Consider the following 20,306-nt stretch of genomic DNA (forward strand, 5'->3'; position numbering starts at 1 on the left):
CGCGAAGGCGCCCTCGACTTCACCGACAAATTCCCGCTTACGAACATCCAGAAACAATTAAGCGACCCTCAGGCCGCTCAATAAACTGTTCCCGTTACGTTTACGTCACCGTGAGGCGTGGCATTTCTCCACGGCAAGGTGCCATCACGCTACTCCGCTACACACTTGCGGTGCGGCAATCGAGGCACCAAAGGGGTGCAGGCAATTAAACGGCCGCCCTTTCCTGGATCAGAATCCACGGCGAAACCACCACGGCCCACAGCTGCGGATCACGTTCGAAAATTTCCAACGCCCGCGTTTCAGACAGCTTGGCGACCTTGTCGTCGGCCAGCCAGGCCGCGACTTTCTCGCCCTCATCCGAGGCCACGGCCTCAGCGGCGGCGATCAAATCCAGGTCAGGGTCGACCCACAATAGGGCACCCTTGGCGAAGAACGGCTCCAGCTCTTTCCAGGTAATAGATGCCGTTTCACCAAGCAGCTTGGCATAGAGGGTGCTAGGTTCTTGATTCATGGGAGCTGTCCGGAAAAGAAATCGACGCGAATGATAACGTCGGTGGTCCGTCAGAAAAACCCGGTTGCAAATCGCTGCACCGAACGAAAAGAGCAGGAACGCCAGGGAATGCTGCCTTTTGGGATATATGCCCCCGATTGCTCCGCCGCAATTCTGTCTCTTTCATTCAAAAATGCGACACCCCCAAGTTTTGCCCCGTGGCGCCCGCTTCCCAGTTGATCAAGCGGCGCTCTACACTGTACCGGTACAGTTGCCGGGGCATTTTCCGGAGGGTATCGCAAAGATATCTGACCCGGTTCTGCTGCTACGGCGCCAGAACTCTAAAAAATACAACAGTAAGAGTGGAGCACTATGACTAAGGCTACTAAGCAGATTTCCAAACTGTTTGCCGCTATGGTTCTGGCCGGGGTTGCCAGCCATTCGTTCGCAGCTGACACCATCAAAATCGGTATCGCCGGTCCTAAAACCGGTCCAGTAGCCCAGTACGGCGACATGCAGTTCAGTGGCGCGAAAATGGCCATCGAGCAGATCAACGCCAAGGGCGGCGTCGACGGCAAGAAACTCGAAGCCGTTGAATACGACGATGCCTGCGATCCGAAACAAGCGGTAGCGGTAGCGAACAAGGTCGTCAACGACGGCGTCAAGTTCGTGGTCGGTCACCTGTGCTCCAGCTCCACTCAGCCAGCTTCGGACATCTACGAAGACGAAGGCGTGATCATGATCACCCCGGCTGCCACCAGCCCGGACATCACCGCCCGTGGCTACAAAATGATCTTCCGCACCATCGGTCTCGACAGCGCCCAAGGCCCTGCCGCCGGCAACTACATCGCCGATCACGTGAAACCGAAAGTGGTTGGCGTGCTGCACGACAAACAGCAGTACGGCGAAGGCATCGCCACCGCGGTGAAATCGACCCTTGAGAAGAAAGGCACCAAGGTTGCCGTCTTCGAAGGCGTCAACGCTGGCGACAAGGACTTCTCCGCAATCATCGCCAAGCTCAAGCAAGCCGGCGTCGACTTCGTCTACTACGGCGGCTACCACCCGGAGCTGGGCCTGATTCTGCGTCAGGCTCAGGAAAAAGGCCTGAAAGCCCGCTTCATGGGTCCGGAAGGCGTGGGTAACGACTCGATCACCCAGATCGCCAAGGACGCGTCCGAAGGCCTGCTGGTGACCCTGCCGAATTCCTTCGACCAGGATCCGGCCAACGTTGCTCTGGCTGACGCGTTCAAGGCCAAGAAGGAAGATCCGAGCGGTCCGTTCGTGTTCCCGTCCTACTCGGCGGTGACCGTGATTGCCGAAGGCATCAAGGCGGCCAAGTCCGAAGACGCGACCAAAGTGGCTGAAGCCATCCACGCCGGTTCGTTCAAGACCCCGACCGGCGACCTGAGCTTCGACGACAAGGGCGACCTGAAGGACTTCAAATTTGTCGTGTACGAGTGGCACAACGGCAAACCTAAAACCGAAGTTTCGCCTCAGTAAGGCCTTGCCCGACTGACTGCCAATAAAGCCCACGGCGTGCCGTGGGCTTTGTTTTGCGAATGTATGGGCCGCGCTGGCGTGATCCGCCAGTCGACCCACCTGAAAATCTCAAAACCGTCATCAGCGGTTCGCTGGCAAAACCCGGATTCGAAGTGGATAGAGATCCACGGGGCCGGGCGGGAAAATGACTCCACCAGTGAAATGCGTACAGGTTTTTAGGAGCGCTGTAATGCCTGACCTCTATCACTTCTTCCAACAGCTGGTTAACGGCCTCAACGTTGGCAGCATGTATGCCCTGATCGCCATCGGCTACACGATGGTCTACGGCATCATTGGAATGATCAACTTCGCCCACGGCGAGGTATACATGATCGGTTCCTACGTGGCCTTCATCGCCATCGCCGGGCTGACCATGATGGGACTCGACAGTGTCCCGCTGTTGATGACTGCGGCGTTCATCGCCAGCATCGTCGTCACCAGTTCCTACGGTTACAGCATCGAACGGATCGCCTACCGCCCCCTGCGCGGCAGCAACCGTCTGATCCCGCTGATTTCTGCCATCGGTATGTCGATCTTCCTGCAGAACACCGTTCTGCTGGCGCAAGACTCCAAGGACAAAGCTATCCCCAACCTGATCCCGGGCAACTTCGCCTTCGGTCCGGGTGGCGCACAAGAAGTGCTGATTTCCTACATGCAGATCGTGGTGTTCGTGGTGACCCTGATCGCCATGCTCGGCCTGACCCTGTTCATCTCCCGTTCCCGCTTGGGCCGCGCCTGCCGCGCCTGTGCCGAGGACATCAAGATGGCCAACCTGCTCGGCATCAACACCAACAACATCATCGCCCTGACCTTCGTCATCGGTGCTGCGCTGGCGGCGGTCGCTGCGGTGCTGCTGAGCATGCAATACGGCGTGATCAACCCCAACGCCGGTTTCCTCGTCGGCCTCAAGGCCTTCACCGCTGCGGTACTGGGCGGCATCGGCAGCATCCCCGGGGCCATGCTCGGCGGCTTGGTGCTCGGTGTAGCGGAAGCGTTCGGTGCCGATATCTTCGGCGACCAGTACAAGGACGTCGTTGCGTTCGGCCTGCTGGTTCTGGTGCTGTTGTTCCGTCCGACCGGCATTCTGGGCCGTCCGGAGGTTGAGAAAGTATGACTAGGAATCTTAAACAGGCACTGTTCAGTGCCTTGCTGGTGTGGGCGGTGGCCTACCCGGTACTGGGTCTGAAACTGACCATCGTCGGTATCAATCTGGAAGTGCACAACACCAGCCCTGCGGTACTTGCGACCATCGCGATCTGCTCGGTGCTGATGTTCTTGCGCGTGCTGTTCAACCAGCAGATCAGCAAGGCCTGGCGCTCCTCGCCGGGCATGCCGTTGATCCCGGCCAAGGCCAGCAACTTCCTGACCCTGCCAACCACCCAGCGCTATTTCATCATTGCGCTGATTCTGATCGCTCTGGTCTGGCCGTTCTTCGGCTCCCGTGGCGCGGTGGATATCGCAACGCTGATCCTGATCTACGTGATGCTCGGCCTGGGCCTGAACATCGTCGTCGGTCTGGCCGGTCTGCTTGACCTGGGTTACGTCGGTTTCTACGCCGTCGGCGCCTACAGCTACGCGCTGCTGTCGCATTACTACGGCTTGAGTTTCTGGATCTGCCTGCCGATTGCCGGCCTGATGGCGGCGACGTTCGGCTTCCTGCTGGGCTTCCCGGTGTTGCGTCTGCGCGGCGACTATCTGGCGATCGTGACCTTGGGTTTCGGCGAGATCATCCGTCTGTTCCTGCGTAACCTGACCGACATCACCGGTGGCCCGAACGGCATCAGCAACATCGAAAAACCGACGTTCTTCGGCCTGACCTTCGAGCGCAAAGCCGCCGAAGGCCTGCAGACGTTCCACGAGTATTTCGGCCTGCAATACAACTCGATCAACAAGGTGATCTTCCTTTACCTGGTTGCGCTGTTGCTCGCACTGGCTGCGCTGTTCGTGATCAACCGTCTGCTGCGCATGCCGATCGGCCGTGCGTGGGAAGCGCTGCGTGAAGACGAAATCGCCTGCCGCGCGCTGGGCCTGAACCCGACCGTGATCAAGCTCTCCGCGTTCACCCTGGGCGCTGCGTTCGCCGGTTTCGCCGGCAGCTTCTTCGCTGCGCGTCAGGGTCTGGTGACGCCCGAGTCGTTCACCTTCATCGAGTCGGCGATCATCCTCGCCATCGTCGTATTGGGCGGCATGGGCTCGCAACTGGGCGTGATTCTGGCGGCGATCGTGATGATCCTGTTGCCGGAAATGATGCGTGAGTTCAGCGAGTACCGCATGTTGATGTTCGGTGCGCTGATGGTGCTGATGATGATCTGGCGTCCACAAGGTCTGCTGCCGATGCAACGCCCACACATGGAGTTGCGCAAATGAGCCGCGAGATCCTTAAAGTCGAAAATCTGAGCATGCGCTTCGGCGGCTTGCTCGCGGTCAACGGCGTGGCGCTGACCGTCAAGGAAAAGCAGGTGGTTGCACTGATCGGCCCGAACGGCGCCGGCAAGACCACCGTGTTCAACTGCCTGACCGGCTTCTATCAGCCTACCGGCGGCAGCATCCTGCTCGACGGCGAGCCGATCCAGGGCCTGCCGGGCCACAAGATCGCCCTCAAAGGCGTGGTGCGGACCTTCCAGAACGTGCGTTTGTTCAAGGATATGACCGCGGTCGAGAACCTGTTGATCGCCCAGCACCGTCATCTGAACACCAACTTCCTGTCCGGCCTGTTCAAGACCCCGGCGTTCCGCAAAAGCGAGCGCGAGGCGATGGAATTTGCCGAGTACTGGCTGGAAAAGGTCAACCTCAAAGAGTTCGCCAACCGCACCGCCGGCACCCTCGCCTACGGCCAGCAACGGCGTCTGGAAATCGCCCGCTGCATGATGACCCGTCCGCGGATTCTCATGCTCGACGAACCGGCCGCCGGCCTGAACCCGAAGGAAACCGAAGACCTCAAGGCGCTGATCGGTGTGTTGCGCGAAGAGCACAACGTCACCGTGCTGCTGATCGAACACGACATGAAACTGGTCATGAGCATTTCCGACCACATCGTCGTGATCAACCAGGGCACGCCGCTGGCCGACGGCACGCCGGAACAGATCCGCGACAATCCTGAAGTGATCAAAGCCTACCTAGGGGAAGCGTAAATGCTGCAGTTCGAAAACGTTTCCACCTTCTACGGCAAGATCCAGGCCCTGCACAGCGTCAACGTCGAAGTCCGTCAGGGCGAAATCGTGACGCTGATCGGCGCCAACGGTGCCGGCAAATCCACGCTGCTGATGACACTCTGCGGTTCGCCGCAGGCGCACAGCGGCAGCATCCGTTACATGGGTGAGGAACTGGTCGGCCAGGACTCGTCGCAGATCATGCGCAAGAGCATCGCCGTGGTCCCGGAAGGGCGTCGGGTGTTTGCCCGTCTGACCGTGGAAGAAAACCTGTCGATGGGCGGATTTTTCACCGACAAGGGCGACTATGAGGAACAGATGGACAAGGTTCTCGGACTTTTCCCTCGCCTGAAAGAACGCTTCAACCAGCGCGGCGGCACCATGTCCGGCGGCGAACAGCAAATGCTCGCCATCGGCCGTGCGCTGATGAGCAAGCCCAAGCTGCTGCTGCTCGACGAGCCATCGCTGGGTCTGGCGCCGATCATCATCCAGCAGATCTTCGACATCATCGAACAGCTGCGCAAGGACGGTGTGACGGTGTTCCTGGTCGAGCAGAACGCCAACCAGGCGCTGAAAATCGCTGACCGCGCCTACGTTCTGGAGAACGGCCGCGTGGTCATGCAAGGCACCGGTGAAGCGCTGCTGACCGATCCGAAAGTACGCGAGGCGTACCTCGGCGGTTGAGTGTTATCGCTGAACAACAAAACGGCCTTCGGGCCGTTTTTTGTTTCCTGAGCACCACCAAGGTAACCCTGTGGGAGCGAGCCTGCTCGCGAAAACGGTCTGTCATTCGACGTTAATGGTGCCTGACACACCGCCTTCGCGAGCAGGCTCGCTCCCACAGGGATACTGCTGAATCCGAAATTTTTTATAAATTTCTCGCCCCGCCTGTAACGCATCCCCCCACCCGTTCTCTAGAGGGACAAGCAAGCGCAAACCGCTTGCAGAAACCCTGATAAAAAACTGGAGAAACATCATGACTGCGACTACCCGTACCCTGTCCGCTACCGCCCTGGTTCTGGCCCTCGGTTCCGCTCTGAGCATCGCCACTGTCTCCACCGCCCAGGCCGCCGATGCCAACATGGAAAAATGCTTCGGCGTGGCCATGAAGGGCAAGAACGATTGCGCCGCAGGTGCCGGGACTACCTGTGCCGGCACGGCGAAAATGGACTATCAGGCCAACGCCTGGAAGCTCGTTCCGAAAGGCACCTGCGCCACCACCGAAAGCAAAACCTCGCCGACCGGTTTCGGTCAGCTCGAAGCATTCAAAGCCAAGTCCTGATCCACGGCCTGCATGAGTGACGCCCATGTTCAGTCATCACGAACCGTCCCTGCCGCGCACTCAGGCAGCTCGCACCGAGCTCCCTGCCCGCGCCGGGCTGGGGCTCAAGACCGGGCACTTCCTCGATGTGCTCGGCTCCGTACCGGACCTCGGTTTCTTCGAGGTCCACGCCGAAAACTACATGGTGGCCGGCGGCCCGTTTCATCATTTTCTCGGTCTGATTCGCGAACAGTACCCGCTGTCATTGCACGGCGTGGGGCTGTCGATCGGTGGCGAAGGCGCGCTGGACAGCCAGCACCTCAAACGCCTCGCCGAGCTGATCGAGCGCTATCAACCGCAAGCCTTTTCCGAACATCTGGCGTGGTCGAGCCACGGCCCGGTGTTCCTCAATGACCTGCTGCCACTGGCTTACGACACGCCGACACTGAACCGCGTCTGTGCGCACATCGACCAGGTGCAGAACACTCTGAAACGACCGATGCTGTTGGAGAACCCGGCGACCTATCTGGGATTTGAGCACTCGACGATCGACGAGGCCGAGTTCATCGCCGAAGTAATCCGCCGCAGCGGCTGCGGCTTGTTGCTCGACGTCAACAATGTCTACGTGTCGTGCATCAATCATCAGCGCGATCCTTTGGCCTATCTCGATGCGTTACCGCTGCACGCGGTCGGCGAGATTCATCTGGCCGGCTTCGCTGAAGATTGCGACAACCTTGGCGACCGCTTGCTGATCGACGATCACGGCGCGCCGGTTGATCAGGCCGTCTGGGATCTGTACCGACGCGTGCTGCAACGGACTGGCCCGATTGCGACGCTGATCGAACGCGATAATCAGGTGCCGGCCTTCGACGTCTTGCTCGCCGAAGCGCAGCAAGCCGAGACGCTGTTGCGCCGCGCGGAGCGTGCGGCATGAGCACGCAAGCGGATTTCGCCGCCGCCCTGCTCAATGCGCAACTGCCGTATCCCAAGGGCCTGTGCAGCCGCAACGGCGCCGATCCGTCGCGGCGTTTCGCGGTCTATCGCAACAACGTGCAAAGCTCGCTGATCAATGCCCTGGCCGACAGCTATCCGGTGGTGCTGCAATTGGTCGGCGAGGAATTCTTCCGCGCCATGGCGGCGATTTTCGTCCACAGTCAGCCGCCACATAGTCCGTTGATGAGCCGCTATGGCGAGCACTTCGCCGACTTCATCGCAGAGTTTGAACCCATTGCCGGCGTGCCTTATGTCGCTGACGTCGCGCGACTGGAGCACTTGCGTACTGTTGCCTACCACGCCGCTGATGCGCAGCCGATCCGGCCTGAACAAGTCAGTGCCGCGCTGGCCGATCCGCAGTCGCTGAGTGAACTGTGTTTCGAACTGCATCCCTCGCTGCACCTGCTCGACTCAGCCTACGCGGTTGTCGCGATCTGGGCCGCGCACCAGCAGGAGCCAAGTCTCGCGGGCATTGGCCTGAATCAAGGCCAGCATGCCCTGGTGCTGCGCAATGGTCTCGACGTTGAGGTGTTCGCTCTTGAACCGGGTGCGAGCGTGTTCCTTCGTCATCTGCTCCAGGGCTCGCCACTGCTCGCGGCGGCAGAAAACAGCCCGCCGTTCGATCTCGCCCAAACCCTCGCCTTACTGATTGCGCATAACGCGATCACCCAGCTGAATTACAAGGAGTTGCCATGAACGCTTTGGTCTTGCGCGTCATTGCGCTGTTGGAAAAAATCCCGCACAGCCTGATTGCCTTCATCGCGCGTTTTTCCATTGCCGCGGTGTTTTGGAAATCCGGGCAAACCAAGGTCGAAGGACTGGCCGTCGATTTGATTGACGGCACTTTTGAACTGGGCTGGCCACGTTTGGCCGACTCGACGATTCCGCTGTTTCAAAGCGAGTACAACCTGCCGCTGCTGTCGCCGGAAATTGCCGCGCATCTGGCAGCGTTTGCCGAGCATGTGTTTCCGCTGCTGATCCTGCTCGGCTTCGCCACACGGTTTTCGGCGCTGGCATTGCTCGGCATGACGTTGACTATCCAACTGTTTGTCTACCCGGATGCCTACCCCACCCACGGCACCTGGGCGGCGGTGTTGCTGTACCTCATGGCGACCGGGCCGGGCAAATTGTCGATCGACCAGCTGATCGCGCGCCGTTTCGCAAAGTAAGATCCCCCCTTTGGGAGCGAGCCTGCTCGCGAAAGCGGTGTGTCATTCAACATCGGTATCGACTGAACTGACGCATTCGCGAGCAGGCTCGCTCCCACAGGGAAATCACATCAGCGCTGAAGTCGATCCAGCGCTTCGCCACTGCGCTTGAACCAGCCCATCAAATAATCCGCGAGCACCTGCGTGCGCTTGGGCAATCCACCCTGATACGGGTGCACCAGATACATCGGCATGCGTCGGGTCTGGTAATCGCGCAGCAACCAGCGCAAGCGGCCGTCCGCCAGTTCCGCTTGCAGCAGATACGACGGCAAACGCGCGATGCCGGCGCCGGACAGCGCTGCTTTCTTCAACAGGCTGTAGTGATTGCTGGCAAACGGACCCGAAACCCGCACCCGCAGCAACTCGTGCTGCTGGTGATACAGCCATTCTTCGCGACCGCTGTAATGGCTGTTGAGCAGACAAAGATGCTCGGCCAAGGCATGGGGCGTCGCCGGCTCGCCGAAGCGCTCGAGGTAGGCCGGGCTGGCGCAGGTCATTTCGTGCCACGCCAACAACGGCTTGGCCACCAGCCGATCGTCATTGGCCACTTCGGCGCGAATCGCCAGATCAAAGCCATCGCGCGACAGATCGCGATAACTGTTGTTCAGCTCCAGCTCGATTTGCACCTCGGGGTATTGCCCGGAAAACTCCAGCAGCAAGCCGTCGAAGAAAGTCTCGCCGAGCGACACCGGAACCGTCATGCGCACGGGGCCGGCCATGTCGTCCTTCAACCGCGCCAAAGCCTGCCGTGCGCGTTCGACCTGGACCACCAGCGCCTGGGCCTGCGGCAGCAGCGCCGCCCCCGCCGCCGTCAGACTCAAGCGCCGGGTGGTGCGTTGCAGCAATACCACACCGAACTGCGCTTCGAGCTGGCTGATGCGCTTGGACAACTGGCCTTTGCTGCAGCCCAACTGCTGCGCCGCAAGGGTGAAACTGCCGGCCTCGATCAGCACAGCGAACGCGGCGAGATCATCCATTTCGCTCATGGATTGTTTCCAATTGAAAACCAAAGGTTGCCTATTAGTGCGCTTATCCGCTCAAAAAACCACCCTAGACTGAAACCTCATTCACACACATGGGGTACAGCGATGAAGATTCTGTTGATAGGCGCCGGCGGCACCATCGGCTCAGCGGTGGACAAAGAATTGTCGCAACGCCACGAGGTCATTCGTATCGGCCGCAACAGCGGTGACTTGCAAGTGGATATCAGCGACAGCGCCTCAATCCGCAAGCTGTTCGAACAGACCGGCAAGTTCGATGCGCTGATCTGCGCGGCGGGCAACGTGACGTTCGCAGCGCTGGACGAGATGACTGGGGACAGCTTCGCCCTCGGCCTGAAAGACAAGCTGATGGGCCAGGTCAACCTGCTGCTGATCGGCCGCGAGTTCGCCAATGATGGCGCTTCGTTCACGTTTACCACCGGCGTGCTCAGCCACGATCCGATTCGCAGCGGTGCCTCGGCAGCGCTGGTCAACGGCGCCATCGACAGCTTCGTCCGCGCCGCCGCCATCGAACTGCCGCGTGGCCTGCGGGTGAACTCGGTGAGCCCGACCGTGCTGACCGAAGCCTTGGGCAAATACGCGCCTTACTTCCGTGGCTTCAAGCCGGTTCCTGCAGCGGAAGTGGCATTGGCCTACGCGAAAAGTGTCGAAGGACTGCAAACAGGGCAGACGTTTCACGTGGGTTAAGGCCCTTGTGATGAACGGTCAGGCTGCGTAACGTGGCAGCACTTGTCTGGAGAGCCAAAGATGCGTGTTGCCCGTTCGATCGTCCTCGTTACCCTGCTGCCGATGTTTGCCGCCTGCCAGTTGTTCGACAGCCAGCGTGAAAGTGTGTCCCATGCCGGGCAGACGCGAATGCAGGGGCAACTGACCGCCGCCGACGGCAAACTGGTGTTCCAGCCGTGCCAGGATCAGCGGCAACTGGTGGTCAACGACATCGGCGGCACCAGCGTCCTGCAAGAGGCTGCCACACTCGCCGACGAACAGGGCAAGCTGTTTGCCGATGTGCGCGGCAAGGTTTCCGGCGACCGCCTCGACCTCGGCCAGTTGTATCGCGTCGAGCGCTCGGGCACGGCCTGCGACGATCCGAATTTCAAACTGCTGATCCTGCGCGCCGCCGGCGATGGCCCGGAGTGGAACGTCAAGGTCAGCGGCAAAGGCATGGTCATCGAGCGCGACGGCCAGGCTCCACTCGCCGTGCCGTATGTGGAAGAGCAACTGGGCGACGGCCGCTTCAATCTCAGCAGCGAAGCCAACAACCAGCGCATCGAACTGTGGGTCGCGCCACAGCGCTGCGTCGACAGCAGCACCGGCAGCGTGCAGCACATGAGCGCCGAGTTGCGCATCGACGGTCAGGTGCAGCGCGGCTGCGGCTATTTCGGCGGCGCACGCAACGACTGATCGTTTTTCCCCCACGGATCCGCTCGCGGCGGCTTATAATCGCCGCCTTCAAACGCCCTGGCGCAGTTGTGCGCCCCGCGAATCCGGATCCCCGCCATGTTACGAATCACTGAACTCAAGCTGCCAATCGACCATCCCGAAGAAGACCTGCGCGCCGCCATCGTGCAGCGTCTGGGCATCGCCAGCGATGATCTGCTCGATTTCACCTTGTTCAAGCGCAGCTATGACGCGCGCAAAAAGTCCTCCGAACTGTGCTTCATCTACACCATCGACCTCAACGTACGCGACGAGGCCAGAGTGTTGGGCAAGTTCGCCGACGACCGTAACGTCAACGTGGCGCCGGATGTCAGCTACAAATTCGTCGGCCAGGCACCGAGCGATCTCGGTCAGCGGCCGATCGTCGTCGGTTTCGGCCCGTGCGGCATCTTCGCCGGCCTGCTGCTGGCGCAGATGGGCTTCAAACCGATCATTCTCGAACGCGGCACCGAAGTCCGTCAGCGCACCAAGGACACCTGGGGCCTGTGGCGCAAAAGCGTGCTCAATCCCGAGTCCAACGTACAGTTTGGCGAAGGCGGCGCGGGCACGTTCTCCGACGGCAAGCTGTACAGCCAGATCAAGGACCCGAAATTCCTCGGCCGCAAAGTCCTGCACGAGTTCGTCAAAGCCGGCGCGCCGGAAGAAATCCTCTACGTCAGCAAGCCGCACATCGGTACGTTCCGCCTGACCGGTATGGTCGAAAACATGCGCGAGCAGATCCGCGAACTGGGCGGTGAGGTGCGCTTCCAGGAGCGCGTCAGCGACGTGCTGATCGAAGACGGCCAACTGGTCGGCGTGCAACTGGCCAGCGGCGAAACCCTGCATTCCAAACACGTGGTTCTGGCCCTCGGCCACAGCGCCCGCGACACCTTCCGCATGCTCCACAGCCGTGGCGTGTTCATGGAAGCCAAGCCGTTCTCGGTGGGTTTCCGCATTGAACATCCGCAGTCGCTGATCGACCGCGCGCGCCTGGGCAAATACGCCGGCCACCCGAAACTTGGCGCGGCCGATTACAAACTGGTGCACCACGCCAAGAACGGGCGTTCGGTCTACAGCTTCTGCATGTGCCCGGGCGGCACCGTGGTCGCGGCGACGTCCGAGCCCAATCGCGTGGTCACCAATGGCATGAGCCAGTACTCGCGTAACGAGCGCAATGCCAACTCCGGCATCGTTGTTGGCATCACCCCGGAAGTCGATTATCCGGGCGGCCCGCTCGCCGGTATCGAGTTGCAGGAGCGCCTGGAATCCCACGCGTTCATTCTGGGCGGCAGCGACTACAAGGCCCCGGCGCAACTGGTTGGCGACTTTATCAACGACATTCCATCGACCGAGCTGGGCGAAGTCGAGCCGTCGTACAAGCCGGGCGTGGCCTTGGGCGATCTGGCGCTGGCGCTGCCGGACTTTGCCATTGAGGCGATCCGTGAAGCCTTGCCGGCGTTCGAGAAGCAGATTCGCGGTTATTCGCTGCACGACGCTGTGCTGACCGGCATCGAGACCCGCACTTCATCGCCGCTGCGCATCACCCGCAACGAGTCGCTGCAGAGCATGAACGTCAAAGGCCTGTTCCCGGCCGGTGAAGGCGCGGGCTATGCCGGCGGAATTCTCTCGGCGGGTGTTGACGGGATTCGCATTGCCGAGGCAGTGGCTCGCGATATCCTCGGCCTGGAAGCCTGATCAGCATCAGCTGACCCAACACAAAACCCTGTGGGAGCGAGCCTGCTCGCGAAGTCGCTATTTCAGTCAATGATGATGTTGAATGAGATGACGCCTTCGCGAGCAGGCTCGCTCCCACATTGGTTTTTGCGTTTCTTCAGATGTTGGCGCGCAGCACCGAGGTCGGCAGCGCCTCCCCGCGCTCGGCACTTGCCGCCACCGCTGCAATCAAATCACCCAGTTCATAGCCCTGCGCCTTCAGCCATTGCTGATCGTAATACGTGTCGGCATAACGCTCGCCGCCATCGCACAGGATCGCCACGATCGACCCCGACTGCCCCGCCGCTTTTATCTGTTGCGCCGCCATCAGTGCACCGATCAGATTGGTCCCGCTCGACCCGCCGACATGCCGCCCCAAACGCTGCGCCAGATAATGCATCGCCGCCAGCGACAGGGCGTCCGGCACCTTGACCATCGCATCGATCACCTTGGGCAGAAACGACGCTTCCACCCTAGGTCGACCAATGCCCTCGATGCGCGAGCCGCAGTCCAGACGCAGGCTGGCATCACCGCTCTGATAGAAATCGAAGAACACCGAACGCTCGGCATCGGCACACAACACGCGGGTACAGTGCTGGCGATAGCGCACGTAACGGCCGAGGGTCGCTGTAGTCCCGCCAGTGCCGGGGCTGGAAATCAGCCACGTCGGCTCAGGGTGCTTTTCGTAGCGCATCTGCTGGAAGATCGACTCGGCGATGTTGTTGTTCGCTCGCCAGTCGGTGGCACGTTCGGCGTAAGTGAACTGATCAATGAAGTGCCCGCCATGCTCGCGGGCCAGGCGCTCGGATTCGGCGTAGATCTGCGTCGGATCCTGCACCAGATGACTCTGCCCGCCGTAAAAAGCAATCTGGGCAATCTTCTCTTTCGAGGTGGTCGCCGGCATTACTGCGATAAACGGCAAACCGAGCATGCGCGCGAAATACGCTTCGGAAATCGCCGTCGAGCCGCTGGATGCTTCGATCACTGGCGCGCCGGGTTTCAGCCAGCCGTTACACAGCGCGTAAAGGAACAGCGAACGGGCCAGGCGATGCTTGAGGCTGCCGGTCGGGTGGCTGGATTCGTCCTTGAAATACAACTCGATGCCGGCAAAACCGGGCAGCGGCAAAGGGATCAGGTGGGTGTCGGCGCTGCGCTGGAAGTCCGCCTCGATGATGCGGATGGCTTCGCGTGCCCACTGTCGGTTGTCGCTCATGGTCTCGGTTCTCATTGAATCAGCCAGGAGATCGGTCTCCTGAAAAAGGTCTGCCGCAAGCTTAGGAAAAATCCCGCAGACGGCAAAGATACAGCTGAGTCTCAATGTGTCGGGCAACTGCTAGGCTCAGTGCTGCCCGAGCGAGACAGTCTGTAACGACATATAACAAAAAAGAATATAACTTTTGTTTTAACAACTAACGGTACGGGTTAGGGTGTTTCACCTTTTTCTTGATTCGATGGAGAGCGACCTTGCCTCTGCGTAGCACTTTCACGCGTTTCTTTCAGTTGGAAGCCGCCAGCGGTCTGCTATTGATCGCCGCAGCCGTTCTCGCGCTGATCATCAACAACTCACCGCTGTCGTGGCTGTACACCGGCCTGCTCGACACCCCGGTGGTGGCGCAGATCGGCGCGTTGAAAATCGCCAAACCCCTGCTGCTGTGGATCAATGACGGCCTGATGGCGATGTTCTTCCTGCTGATCGGTCTGGAAGTCAAACGCGAAGTGCTCGACGGCCAATTGTCCAAGCCTTCGCAAATCGTCCTCCCTGGCGCAGCGGCGATCGGCGGCATGCTGGTGCCGGCGCTGATCTACTGGTTCCTCAATCGCGACAACCCCGCGGCCCTGAGTGGCTGGGCCATTCCGACCGCCACCGACATCGCCTTCGCCCTCGGCGTACTGGCCCTGCTCGGCAAACGCGTGCCGGTGTCGCTGAAACTGTTCCTGATGACTCTGGCGATCATTGATGACCTCGGCGCCATCGTCATCATCGCAATCTTCTATTCCGGCGAACTCTCGACCCTGTCCCTTGGCCTGGCGGCTGCGTGCATTGCCGCGCTGGTGGCGATGAACCGGCTCGGCGTGGTCAAGCTCGGGCCGTACATGATCATCGGCCTGATCCTCTGGGTCTGCGTGCTCAAGAGCGGTGTCCACGCGACACTGGCCGGCGTGACCCTGGCTTTCTGCATTCCCCTGCGCACGAAAAACGCCGAGTCGTCGCCGCTGCTGACTCTCGAACACGCGCTGCACCCGTGGGTCGCCTACGGCATCCTGCCGCTGTTCGCCTTCGCCAACGCTGGCCTGTCACTGAGCGGCGTCACCGTCGAAAGCTTCACCCACGACGTACCGATGGGCATCGCCATCGGCCTGCTGTTGGGCAAGACCATCGGCGTGTTCGGCCTGACCTGGCTGGCGGTCAAGATCGGCATCGCCGCCCTGCCCCAAGGCGCCAACTGGGGCCAGGTCCTCGGCGTGGCAATCCTCTGCGGCATCGGCTTCACCATGAGCCTGTTCGTCGGCTCGCTGGCCTTCGAACCCGGCGTGAGTGATTACGCCGGCATGGATCGCATGGGCATCCTCACCGGCTCGATTCTCGCAGCGGTGATTGGTTATGCGGTGACGGCGGCGGCGAGTCGCAGGGGTACGATACAAGCTTCCTGAAGTTTGTTCCGGCGAATGGCACAGCCCTTCAACAGACGAGGGGCTTGGCTGTAAACCTTGCAAATGTGCTATATCTTGCGCAAGAAACAGCCATCTACTCTTTACACCCTTTTGGAGTCATTCATGTCGCGCAAAGCCGAAAAACGCCCAATGACTGATGATCAGATTGCTGTTCAGGAGTCACGAATTCCTGACATCGCTTTAAAGGCCTTCAGCAATGCCTACAAAATGGCGCTCGCAAACGGCGCAGCGGTGCTTGTCGCTAAAGATGGTCAACTGCTTGAAGTGACCGAGAAGACTTCCATCGTTTTGCGGTCGATTGGCGCCTACGGCAATCTGAAAAGCGGAACGCGTCTGCACATCAGTAAATCTTCAAAACAGGTTACTTCTTGAGCACACCGAGAATACGGATATTTGCGGGACCGAACGGATCCGGGAAAAGCACATTCAATCGACTTGTCCCTGCGCACCTGCTGGGCAACTACATAAATCCTGACGACATCGAACGCTCAATCAAAGATACCGGTTACTTTGATTTCGGTTCTTATCGCATCGAAGCACATAAGGCGGAGCTTTTCGACTTTCTCCGTGCTCACCCCCTGCTGAAAAAATCGCCTCGTTCGCAGGCAAAGCTTGATGACCTCGCAATTGATGGAATCCGGCTCAACTTTTCGAATACTGAAATCGACTCGTACGTTGCGTCGGCACTCTGCGACTTCATCCGTAGATCGTTGATAAAAGAGCGCATCAGCTTTACGTTCGAAACCGTCATGTCCTCCGCAGACAAAGTCAGCCTCCTCGCTGAAGCGAGTAAATCCGGCTATAGGGTCTACGTCTATTACGTGGCGACAGCGGATCCGCAGATAAATATTGCGAGAGTTGCATACCGCGTTTCCCAAGGCGGGCATAACGTTCCTGCTGAAAAAATTGAAGCTCGATACTGGCGATCTCTGGAGCTTTTATCCGAAGCTATTCTGGCCTCCAATCGGGCGTATATTTTCGATAACTCTGATGAAGGCAGTGAAGACCTGACGCAGATAGCTGAAATTACGGATGGAGAACTGATCGAAATCAAATCAGACACTCAACCGCCGTGGTTCAAGCAGTTCGTGCTGGATAAATTGCTTTAGATTCATTTCGAAATTCACATTGCCAATTGGTAACGATGAGTTTGCGTAGCAGACTGCTCCACGTCTCTGCGGCAGACCTCGTTCAAGTCGAACAATCCCCACGTCATTAGCGACCCGTCCTACAGCCACACTTTCCTCGCCTCGATAACGTCGTGCAGTCCCTTATCGAGGGGCTGTCGATGATGAACGAAGGGACGATCAGTGGCGCGGAACAAGGACATTCCCCGGGTGCAAAACCCGCCGGAGGGCGACGGACATCACGTTACCTGGCGGTATATGACGGCCGCAGAACTGGCCGAGCGCGAAGCCGGGCAAAACGCTTACGACGCGATGCTGGCGCGGCAGGAGGCGTTCGAGCGCAGCCGTGAAGTGGCTGCGAAAAAACCTGAAGCCGTGCGTGCCGGCTGTGTATTCGCCAAGTCCTGCAAGTTGCCGGATGCGATTATCGATTACAGCAATCCCTCCGGCATGGTGCCGACCGACAGCCTGAAGGATTACGGCGAGCTGATCCTGCTCGGCGCTCGCGAAGCCGACCCAAGCGGCGGCATTCCTCTCAAGAAAATCAGCGCCAACACCATCCCGGTCGGGTTCGGCAGTCTGGCCTTGGCAGGCTCGGCTTTTGAAGTGCTACCGGCGCTCGCCTCCCCTGCGGCGGCTGCGTCTTTGGTGGGGCTGGTTGCGCTTTTGATGCCATCCAGCCTGGGCGACAGCGCGCTCTACACCGATGAGCAACTGAGCACACTCAAACAAGCCCGAACCCGCGTGCGCCTGCGCGTCGAGCAACAGGCCGATGGCAGCCTCAAGGGTTACGGTTTCTACACCGGTAAGAACCGCGATTGGGAAATGGTCAATGTCGTGCAGTTCATTGCACGCGGCGACCGGTTCGTTGCGGATCTGGGTGAAGGAGTCGAACTGCTCTGGACCCCGGCGGTGACATGCGCTTTCTTTCGATTACCGGATTCTTCCCTGACGAAGTCCAAGATGACTCCTTGCAATTCGAGCTGGATATCACAGGCAGCGAGATGAATGAAAAAGTGGCCCAGCTCATTGAATCCAAGCCCTTGGATGAGGTGGAACCCGGCGAGCTGTTGTTGACTCAGGATCAGGTAACCGCATTGGAAACCCTGCTCAACGTCAGTTTTCCAAAGGGCCTCGAATACTTCATGGGCACCTGCGCCACATACTGAATGAGCAATTCACAAACAAAGAAAAACCCCGACCAGTCACCTGATCGGGGTTTTCTTTTACCCAGCTTCCCGCTTAGTGCGAAACGCGGCTGGTTCCGCCAACGGTGGAGATCCGTACCCGCTCTCCAACGCGGAATACTTCATTCTCCTGAACCTGCTGCACATAGGCGCGCATGCTGCCGTCGTCTTCGCGGACAGTGATTTCCACGCCTTGGGTGCGGGTCAGGCCTTCTTCGGTGGCCGAGCCAAGCAGGCCGCCGGCCACTGCGCCGATGACCGCAGCAACGATGCTGCCCTTGCCGCCGCCGATAGCACTGCCGCCGACGCCGCCGACCACTGCGCCTGCTGCGCCGCCGATCGGGGTCTTGGTGCCTTCGATTTTTACCGGGCGCAGGGATTCGATGGTGCCCATGCGAATCGTCTGCACACGACGCGCTTCGTCACGGGAGTAGGAGTCGCCGGTGAGGCTCGATTGGCAGCCGGTCAGCAACATCGCCATCGTCGAAAAGGAAGCAACCAGCAGAACAGACTTACGCATAGCATCAACTCCAAAAGAACATGTGTTCATTAAACCCCGTGGCCTGGCGCCTGTCACGACACCATCCGGATTAAATTGGCTTCCATTCAGGCCTGGTACAGATGCCCGCGAGCGTCCACTCAAGGTAGCGTCAAATCAGCGATCCTGCGCCATCCGCGTTTATCTCGCTCGGTAGACTGCTCAGGGTGCCAGTCGTTCCAGAATCCACTCGGTGCCCTGGAGGCGGTAGTTGAGGCGATCGTGCAGGCGGCTCGGCCTGCCCTGCCAGAACTCGATGCGCTCGGGCAACAAGCGGTAACCGCCCCAGTGTTCCGGGCAGTGCGGCTGGCTGTCGCTGAAGCGTTGCTCGGTGGCCTTGAGCAAATCCTCCAGTTCGCCACGACCGTTGATGACCCGGCTCTGCGGCGAGGCCCAGGCGCCGAGGCGGCTACCCAGCGGACGCACCTGATAATACGCGTCGGACTCTTGCGGCGTGACCTTGACCACCCGCCCTTCGATGCGCACCTGGCGCTCCAGGGTTGGCCAGAAGAAGGTCATGGCGGCAAACGGGTTGGCCGCCAGATGCTGGCCCTTGGCGCTGTCGTAGTTGGTGAAGAAGGTGAAGCCCTGCTCGTCCAGGCCCTTGAGCAACAGAATGCGGCAATGCGGACGACCGTCGGCATCGACCGTGGCCAGGGTCATGGCATTGGCTTCCACCGGCGCCTGCTCGGTTTTCACCGCATCGGCGAACCACTGGTGAAACAGCGCAAACGGCTCGGCCGGGGCTTGCGCCTCGGTCAAACCGTCACGGGTGTAGTCGCGACGCATATCGGCCAGAGCCTGGGTCATGGCGGATTCCTTTTCGTTAGCGGATCACTTCTTGGCGGCGTCGGCTGCGGCGACTTTCTTGTCGGTCGCGGCGGCTTTGGCTGGTGCAGTTTTTTTCGCTGGAGCCTTGGCCGGTGCCTTCTTCGCAGGAGCCTTGGCGGCGGTTTTCTTGGCTGGCGCCTTTTTCGCCGCCGGCACAGCGGCTTTTTTCGCGGCAGGCGCCGGGGTAACCGGTTTGGCCACTGGCTTGACGTCTTGCGCAGCAACCATCGTCACCGGCTTCGGCGCAGGCATGTTGTATTTGCTCAGCAGTGCCACCATGGTGTTTTGCGGAGTCACCAGCAGCTCGACACGACGGTTCAAGGCGCGGCCTTCAACGCTGTCGTTGGCCGCACGCGGCGCTTCGGAACCCATGCCGCGCAGCATCAAGCGGTCGCGCTGCAAGCCGCTGAGGCGGAAGATCGCCGCCACCGACTGCGCACGTTCCTGACTCAGCTTGACGTTGGCCGGTGCGGCACCGCTGGTGTCACTGTGACCGAGCACCAGCACTGCGGTTTTCGGATCGGCTTCGAGGATTTTCGCCACGCGAGTGAACGGGCCAAGCGTGACCGGCAGCAGCATCGCCGGGCGGTCCGGGTTGAACGAGCCTTCGACCGGCGCCGTCACCACCAGTACGTTGTCGCGACGCTCGAGTTGCAGATTGCTGTCCTTCACCGCTTCACGCAGACGCGGCTCGTAGTCGTCAAGCCAGGCCTGAGTAACCTTCGGATCCGGCATCGGCACGGCTTTGGCAGTTGGCTGGTCCTTGCCGCCGAACGGCCACCACCATTTGCCATTGGACTGCGCCTCGGCTTTGGCCACCTCGACCGGTTTGGCTTCAGGTTTGACCTCGGCTTTCAGATCAGCCTTGACCGCTTCATCGCTGGAACCGAACGGCCAGTACCACGGGTTGCTGCTTTCGGCCTTGGCCACTGGCGCAGTCGCCGCAGGTTTCAAAGGAGCCGGAGCCGGGGCCGAATCTTTGGCCGCGACTTTGTCGGAAGAACCGAATGGCCACCAACTGCCGCCATCTGCATCGTTTTTCGGAGTCTGTGCGCAACCGGTGATCGCTACACACAGGGCCAGGGCGAGGGTCTTTTTAGATGACATTGAAAATCCACAAAATGAAGTAATGAAAAATCAGAGCACTTTCGCCCGGATAAACAGCCGTTTTGAAACGAAA

22 protein-coding genes and 1 pseudogene are annotated in these 20,306 nt (G+C 59.9%); 17 read left to right on the forward strand and 6 right to left on the reverse strand.

Going from position 1 to position 20,306, the window contains the following annotated elements:
- Positions 1 to 205: 205 nt before the first annotated feature.
- Positions 206 to 511 (reverse strand): DUF2288 domain-containing protein, encoded by a 306-nt coding sequence (locus KVG87_RS21620; RefSeq protein WP_217852499.1) that lies wholly within the window; start codon positions 509 to 511, stop codon positions 206 to 208.
- A 351-nt stretch (positions 512 to 862) separates the two neighbouring features.
- Here KVG87_RS21620 and KVG87_RS21625 point away from each other — a divergent pair, with 351 nt between their 5' ends.
- The 9 genes from KVG87_RS21625 to KVG87_RS21665 all read left to right on the forward strand — a co-directional run bounded on the left by KVG87_RS21625 (position 863) and on the right by KVG87_RS21665 (position 8,601).
- Positions 863 to 1,990 carry a branched-chain amino acid ABC transporter substrate-binding protein gene (locus tag KVG87_RS21625; RefSeq protein ID WP_217852501.1) on the forward strand — a complete coding sequence of 376 codons (1,128 nt, stop codon included), beginning with the start codon at positions 863 to 865 and terminating at the stop codon, positions 1,988 to 1,990.
- A gap of 229 nt (positions 1,991 to 2,219) precedes the next feature.
- Positions 2,220 to 3,143, forward strand: coding sequence for a high-affinity branched-chain amino acid ABC transporter permease LivH (livH, locus tag KVG87_RS21630; RefSeq protein ID WP_016771355.1), 924 nt, complete (start codon positions 2,220 to 2,222; stop codon positions 3,141 to 3,143).
- Entirely contained in the window at positions 3,140 to 4,396 is a 1,257-nt protein-coding gene (locus KVG87_RS21635; protein ID WP_016771356.1) for a high-affinity branched-chain amino acid ABC transporter permease LivM, read from the forward strand. Before livH ends, KVG87_RS21635 begins: the two co-directional genes overlap by 4 nt.
- Positions 4,393 to 5,160 (forward strand): high-affinity branched-chain amino acid ABC transporter ATP-binding protein LivG, encoded by a 768-nt coding sequence (gene livG, locus KVG87_RS21640; RefSeq protein WP_016771357.1) that lies wholly within the window; start codon positions 4,393 to 4,395, stop codon positions 5,158 to 5,160. The genes KVG87_RS21635 and livG overlap by 4 nt, the downstream gene beginning before the upstream one ends.
- Entirely contained in the window at positions 5,161 to 5,862 is a 702-nt protein-coding gene (locus KVG87_RS21645; RefSeq protein WP_076566287.1) for an ABC transporter ATP-binding protein, read from the forward strand.
- Positions 5,863 to 6,154: 292 nt separating this feature from the next.
- On the forward strand, positions 6,155 to 6,460 hold the full coding sequence (locus KVG87_RS21650; protein ID WP_016771358.1) for a BufA1 family periplasmic bufferin-type metallophore: 306 nt from the start codon (positions 6,155 to 6,157) through the stop codon (positions 6,458 to 6,460).
- A 25-nt stretch (positions 6,461 to 6,485) separates the two neighbouring features.
- Positions 6,486 to 7,373 carry an MNIO family bufferin maturase gene (bufB, locus tag KVG87_RS21655; RefSeq protein ID WP_217852503.1) on the forward strand — a complete coding sequence of 296 codons (888 nt, stop codon included), beginning with the start codon at positions 6,486 to 6,488 and terminating at the stop codon, positions 7,371 to 7,373.
- On the forward strand, positions 7,370 to 8,128 hold the full coding sequence (locus KVG87_RS21660; RefSeq protein ID WP_217852505.1) for an HvfC/BufC N-terminal domain-containing protein: 759 nt from the start codon (positions 7,370 to 7,372) through the stop codon (positions 8,126 to 8,128). The genes bufB and KVG87_RS21660 overlap by 4 nt, the downstream gene beginning before the upstream one ends.
- On the forward strand, positions 8,125 to 8,601 hold the full coding sequence (locus KVG87_RS21665; RefSeq protein ID WP_076566280.1) for a DoxX family protein: 477 nt from the start codon (positions 8,125 to 8,127) through the stop codon (positions 8,599 to 8,601). The genes KVG87_RS21660 and KVG87_RS21665 overlap by 4 nt, the downstream gene beginning before the upstream one ends.
- Positions 8,602 to 8,711: 110 nt before the next feature.
- Here KVG87_RS21665 and KVG87_RS21670 read toward each other — a convergent pair whose 3' ends face one another.
- Positions 8,712 to 9,626 carry a LysR family transcriptional regulator gene (locus tag KVG87_RS21670; protein WP_217852507.1) on the reverse strand — a complete coding sequence of 305 codons (915 nt, stop codon included), beginning with the start codon at positions 9,624 to 9,626 and terminating at the stop codon, positions 8,712 to 8,714.
- A 102-nt stretch (positions 9,627 to 9,728) separates the two neighbouring features.
- On the opposite strand from KVG87_RS21670, the gene KVG87_RS21675 reads away from it, so the two are divergent.
- From KVG87_RS21675 to KVG87_RS21685, 3 genes are all read left to right on the forward strand, one after another.
- Complete coding sequence (locus KVG87_RS21675; protein WP_217852509.1) at positions 9,729 to 10,328, forward strand: short chain dehydrogenase; 600 nt, start codon at positions 9,729 to 9,731, stop codon at positions 10,326 to 10,328.
- Positions 10,329 to 10,388: 60 nt separating this feature from the next.
- Positions 10,389 to 11,042, forward strand: coding sequence for a COG3650 family protein (locus KVG87_RS21680; RefSeq protein ID WP_217852511.1), 654 nt, complete (start codon positions 10,389 to 10,391; stop codon positions 11,040 to 11,042).
- A 96-nt stretch (positions 11,043 to 11,138) separates the two neighbouring features.
- Entirely contained in the window at positions 11,139 to 12,752 is a 1,614-nt protein-coding gene (locus KVG87_RS21685; protein WP_041478036.1) for an NAD(P)/FAD-dependent oxidoreductase, read from the forward strand.
- A gap of 136 nt (positions 12,753 to 12,888) precedes the next feature.
- Here KVG87_RS21685 and KVG87_RS21690 read toward each other — a convergent pair whose 3' ends face one another.
- Positions 12,889 to 13,983: a PLP-dependent cysteine synthase family protein gene (locus tag KVG87_RS21690; protein WP_217852513.1), complete on the reverse strand. Its 1,095-nt coding sequence runs from the start codon at positions 13,981 to 13,983 to the stop codon at positions 12,889 to 12,891.
- A 251-nt stretch (positions 13,984 to 14,234) separates the two neighbouring features.
- Between KVG87_RS21690 and nhaA the strand changes: the two genes are divergently transcribed.
- The 5 genes and pseudogenes from nhaA to KVG87_RS21715 all read left to right on the forward strand — a co-directional run bounded on the left by nhaA (position 14,235) and on the right by KVG87_RS21715 (position 17,739).
- Positions 14,235 to 15,422 carry a Na+/H+ antiporter NhaA gene (gene nhaA / locus KVG87_RS21695; RefSeq protein ID WP_076566267.1) on the forward strand — a complete coding sequence of 396 codons (1,188 nt, stop codon included), beginning with the start codon at positions 14,235 to 14,237 and terminating at the stop codon, positions 15,420 to 15,422.
- Between the two features lie 123 nt (positions 15,423 to 15,545).
- Entirely contained in the window at positions 15,546 to 15,815 is a 270-nt protein-coding gene (locus tag KVG87_RS21700) for a hypothetical protein (RefSeq protein WP_217852515.1), read from the forward strand.
- Complete coding sequence (locus tag KVG87_RS21705) at positions 15,812 to 16,552, forward strand: ATPase (RefSeq protein WP_217852518.1); 741 nt, start codon at positions 15,812 to 15,814, stop codon at positions 16,550 to 16,552. Before KVG87_RS21700 ends, KVG87_RS21705 begins: the two co-directional genes overlap by 4 nt.
- Before the next feature lie 201 nt (positions 16,553 to 16,753).
- Positions 16,754 to 17,482, forward strand: a pseudogene (locus tag KVG87_RS21710) (S-type pyocin domain-containing protein); the annotation flags it as partial.
- 59 nt (positions 17,483 to 17,541) lie between these two features.
- Positions 17,542 to 17,739, forward strand: coding sequence for a pyocin S6 family toxin immunity protein (locus KVG87_RS21715; protein WP_225926673.1), 198 nt, complete (start codon positions 17,542 to 17,544; stop codon positions 17,737 to 17,739).
- A 73-nt stretch (positions 17,740 to 17,812) separates the two neighbouring features.
- On the opposite strand, the gene KVG87_RS21720 is transcribed toward KVG87_RS21715, so the two are convergent.
- The 3 genes from KVG87_RS21720 to KVG87_RS21730 form a co-directional block, all read right to left on the reverse strand.
- Positions 17,813 to 18,277 (reverse strand): outer membrane lipoprotein, encoded by a 465-nt coding sequence (locus KVG87_RS21720; RefSeq protein WP_016771369.1) that lies wholly within the window; start codon positions 18,275 to 18,277, stop codon positions 17,813 to 17,815.
- Between the two features lie 180 nt (positions 18,278 to 18,457).
- Positions 18,458 to 19,105, reverse strand: a complete 648-nt coding sequence (gene pdxH / locus KVG87_RS21725) for a pyridoxamine 5'-phosphate oxidase (protein WP_076566258.1) — start codon at positions 19,103 to 19,105, stop codon at positions 18,458 to 18,460.
- A gap of 24 nt (positions 19,106 to 19,129) precedes the next feature.
- A complete protein-coding gene (locus KVG87_RS21730; RefSeq protein WP_041478044.1) occupies positions 19,130 to 20,233 on the reverse strand; it encodes an OmpA family protein in 1,104 nt (367 codons plus the stop codon).
- Between the last annotated feature and the right edge of the window lie 73 nt (positions 20,234 to 20,306).

This window comes from Pseudomonas siliginis, from assembly GCF_019145195.1.
GTDB classification, from domain to species: Bacteria; Pseudomonadota; Gammaproteobacteria; order Pseudomonadales; family Pseudomonadaceae; genus Aquipseudomonas; species Aquipseudomonas siliginis.

Bases quoted from the DNA above. Each gene is read 5' to 3' on its own strand.
- KVG87_RS21620 (WP_217852499.1), bottom strand. From the start codon at position 511: ATGAATCAAGAACCTAGCACCCTCTATGCCAAGCTGCTTGGTGAAACG.
- KVG87_RS21625 (WP_217852501.1), top strand. From the start codon at position 863: ATGACTAAGGCTACTAAGCAGATTTCCAAACTGTTTGCCGCTATGGTT.
- livH (WP_016771355.1), top strand. From the start codon at position 2,220: ATGCCTGACCTCTATCACTTCTTCCAACAGCTGGTTAACGGCCTCAAC.
- KVG87_RS21635 (WP_016771356.1), top strand. From the start codon at position 3,140: ATGACTAGGAATCTTAAACAGGCACTGTTCAGTGCCTTGCTGGTGTGG.
- livG (WP_016771357.1), top strand. From the start codon at position 4,393: ATGAGCCGCGAGATCCTTAAAGTCGAAAATCTGAGCATGCGCTTCGGC.
- KVG87_RS21645 (WP_076566287.1), top strand. From the start codon at position 5,161: ATGCTGCAGTTCGAAAACGTTTCCACCTTCTACGGCAAGATCCAGGCC.
- KVG87_RS21650 (WP_016771358.1), top strand. From the start codon at position 6,155: ATGACTGCGACTACCCGTACCCTGTCCGCTACCGCCCTGGTTCTGGCC.
- bufB (WP_217852503.1), top strand. From the start codon at position 6,486: ATGTTCAGTCATCACGAACCGTCCCTGCCGCGCACTCAGGCAGCTCGC.
- KVG87_RS21660 (WP_217852505.1), top strand. From the start codon at position 7,370: ATGAGCACGCAAGCGGATTTCGCCGCCGCCCTGCTCAATGCGCAACTG.
- KVG87_RS21665 (WP_076566280.1), top strand. From the start codon at position 8,125: ATGAACGCTTTGGTCTTGCGCGTCATTGCGCTGTTGGAAAAAATCCCG.
- KVG87_RS21670 (WP_217852507.1), bottom strand. From the start codon at position 9,626: ATGAGCGAAATGGATGATCTCGCCGCGTTCGCTGTGCTGATCGAGGCC.
- KVG87_RS21675 (WP_217852509.1), top strand. From the start codon at position 9,729: ATGAAGATTCTGTTGATAGGCGCCGGCGGCACCATCGGCTCAGCGGTG.
- KVG87_RS21680 (WP_217852511.1), top strand. From the start codon at position 10,389: ATGCGTGTTGCCCGTTCGATCGTCCTCGTTACCCTGCTGCCGATGTTT.
- KVG87_RS21685 (WP_041478036.1), top strand. From the start codon at position 11,139: ATGTTACGAATCACTGAACTCAAGCTGCCAATCGACCATCCCGAAGAA.
- KVG87_RS21690 (WP_217852513.1), bottom strand. From the start codon at position 13,983: ATGAGCGACAACCGACAGTGGGCACGCGAAGCCATCCGCATCATCGAG.
- KVG87_RS21700 (WP_217852515.1), top strand. From the start codon at position 15,546: ATGTCGCGCAAAGCCGAAAAACGCCCAATGACTGATGATCAGATTGCT.
- KVG87_RS21720 (WP_016771369.1), bottom strand. From the start codon at position 18,277: ATGCGTAAGTCTGTTCTGCTGGTTGCTTCCTTTTCGACGATGGCGATG.
- pdxH (WP_076566258.1), bottom strand. From the start codon at position 19,105: ATGACCCAGGCTCTGGCCGATATGCGTCGCGACTACACCCGTGACGGT.
- KVG87_RS21730 (WP_041478044.1), bottom strand. From the start codon at position 20,233: ATGTCATCTAAAAAGACCCTCGCCCTGGCCCTGTGTGTAGCGATCACC.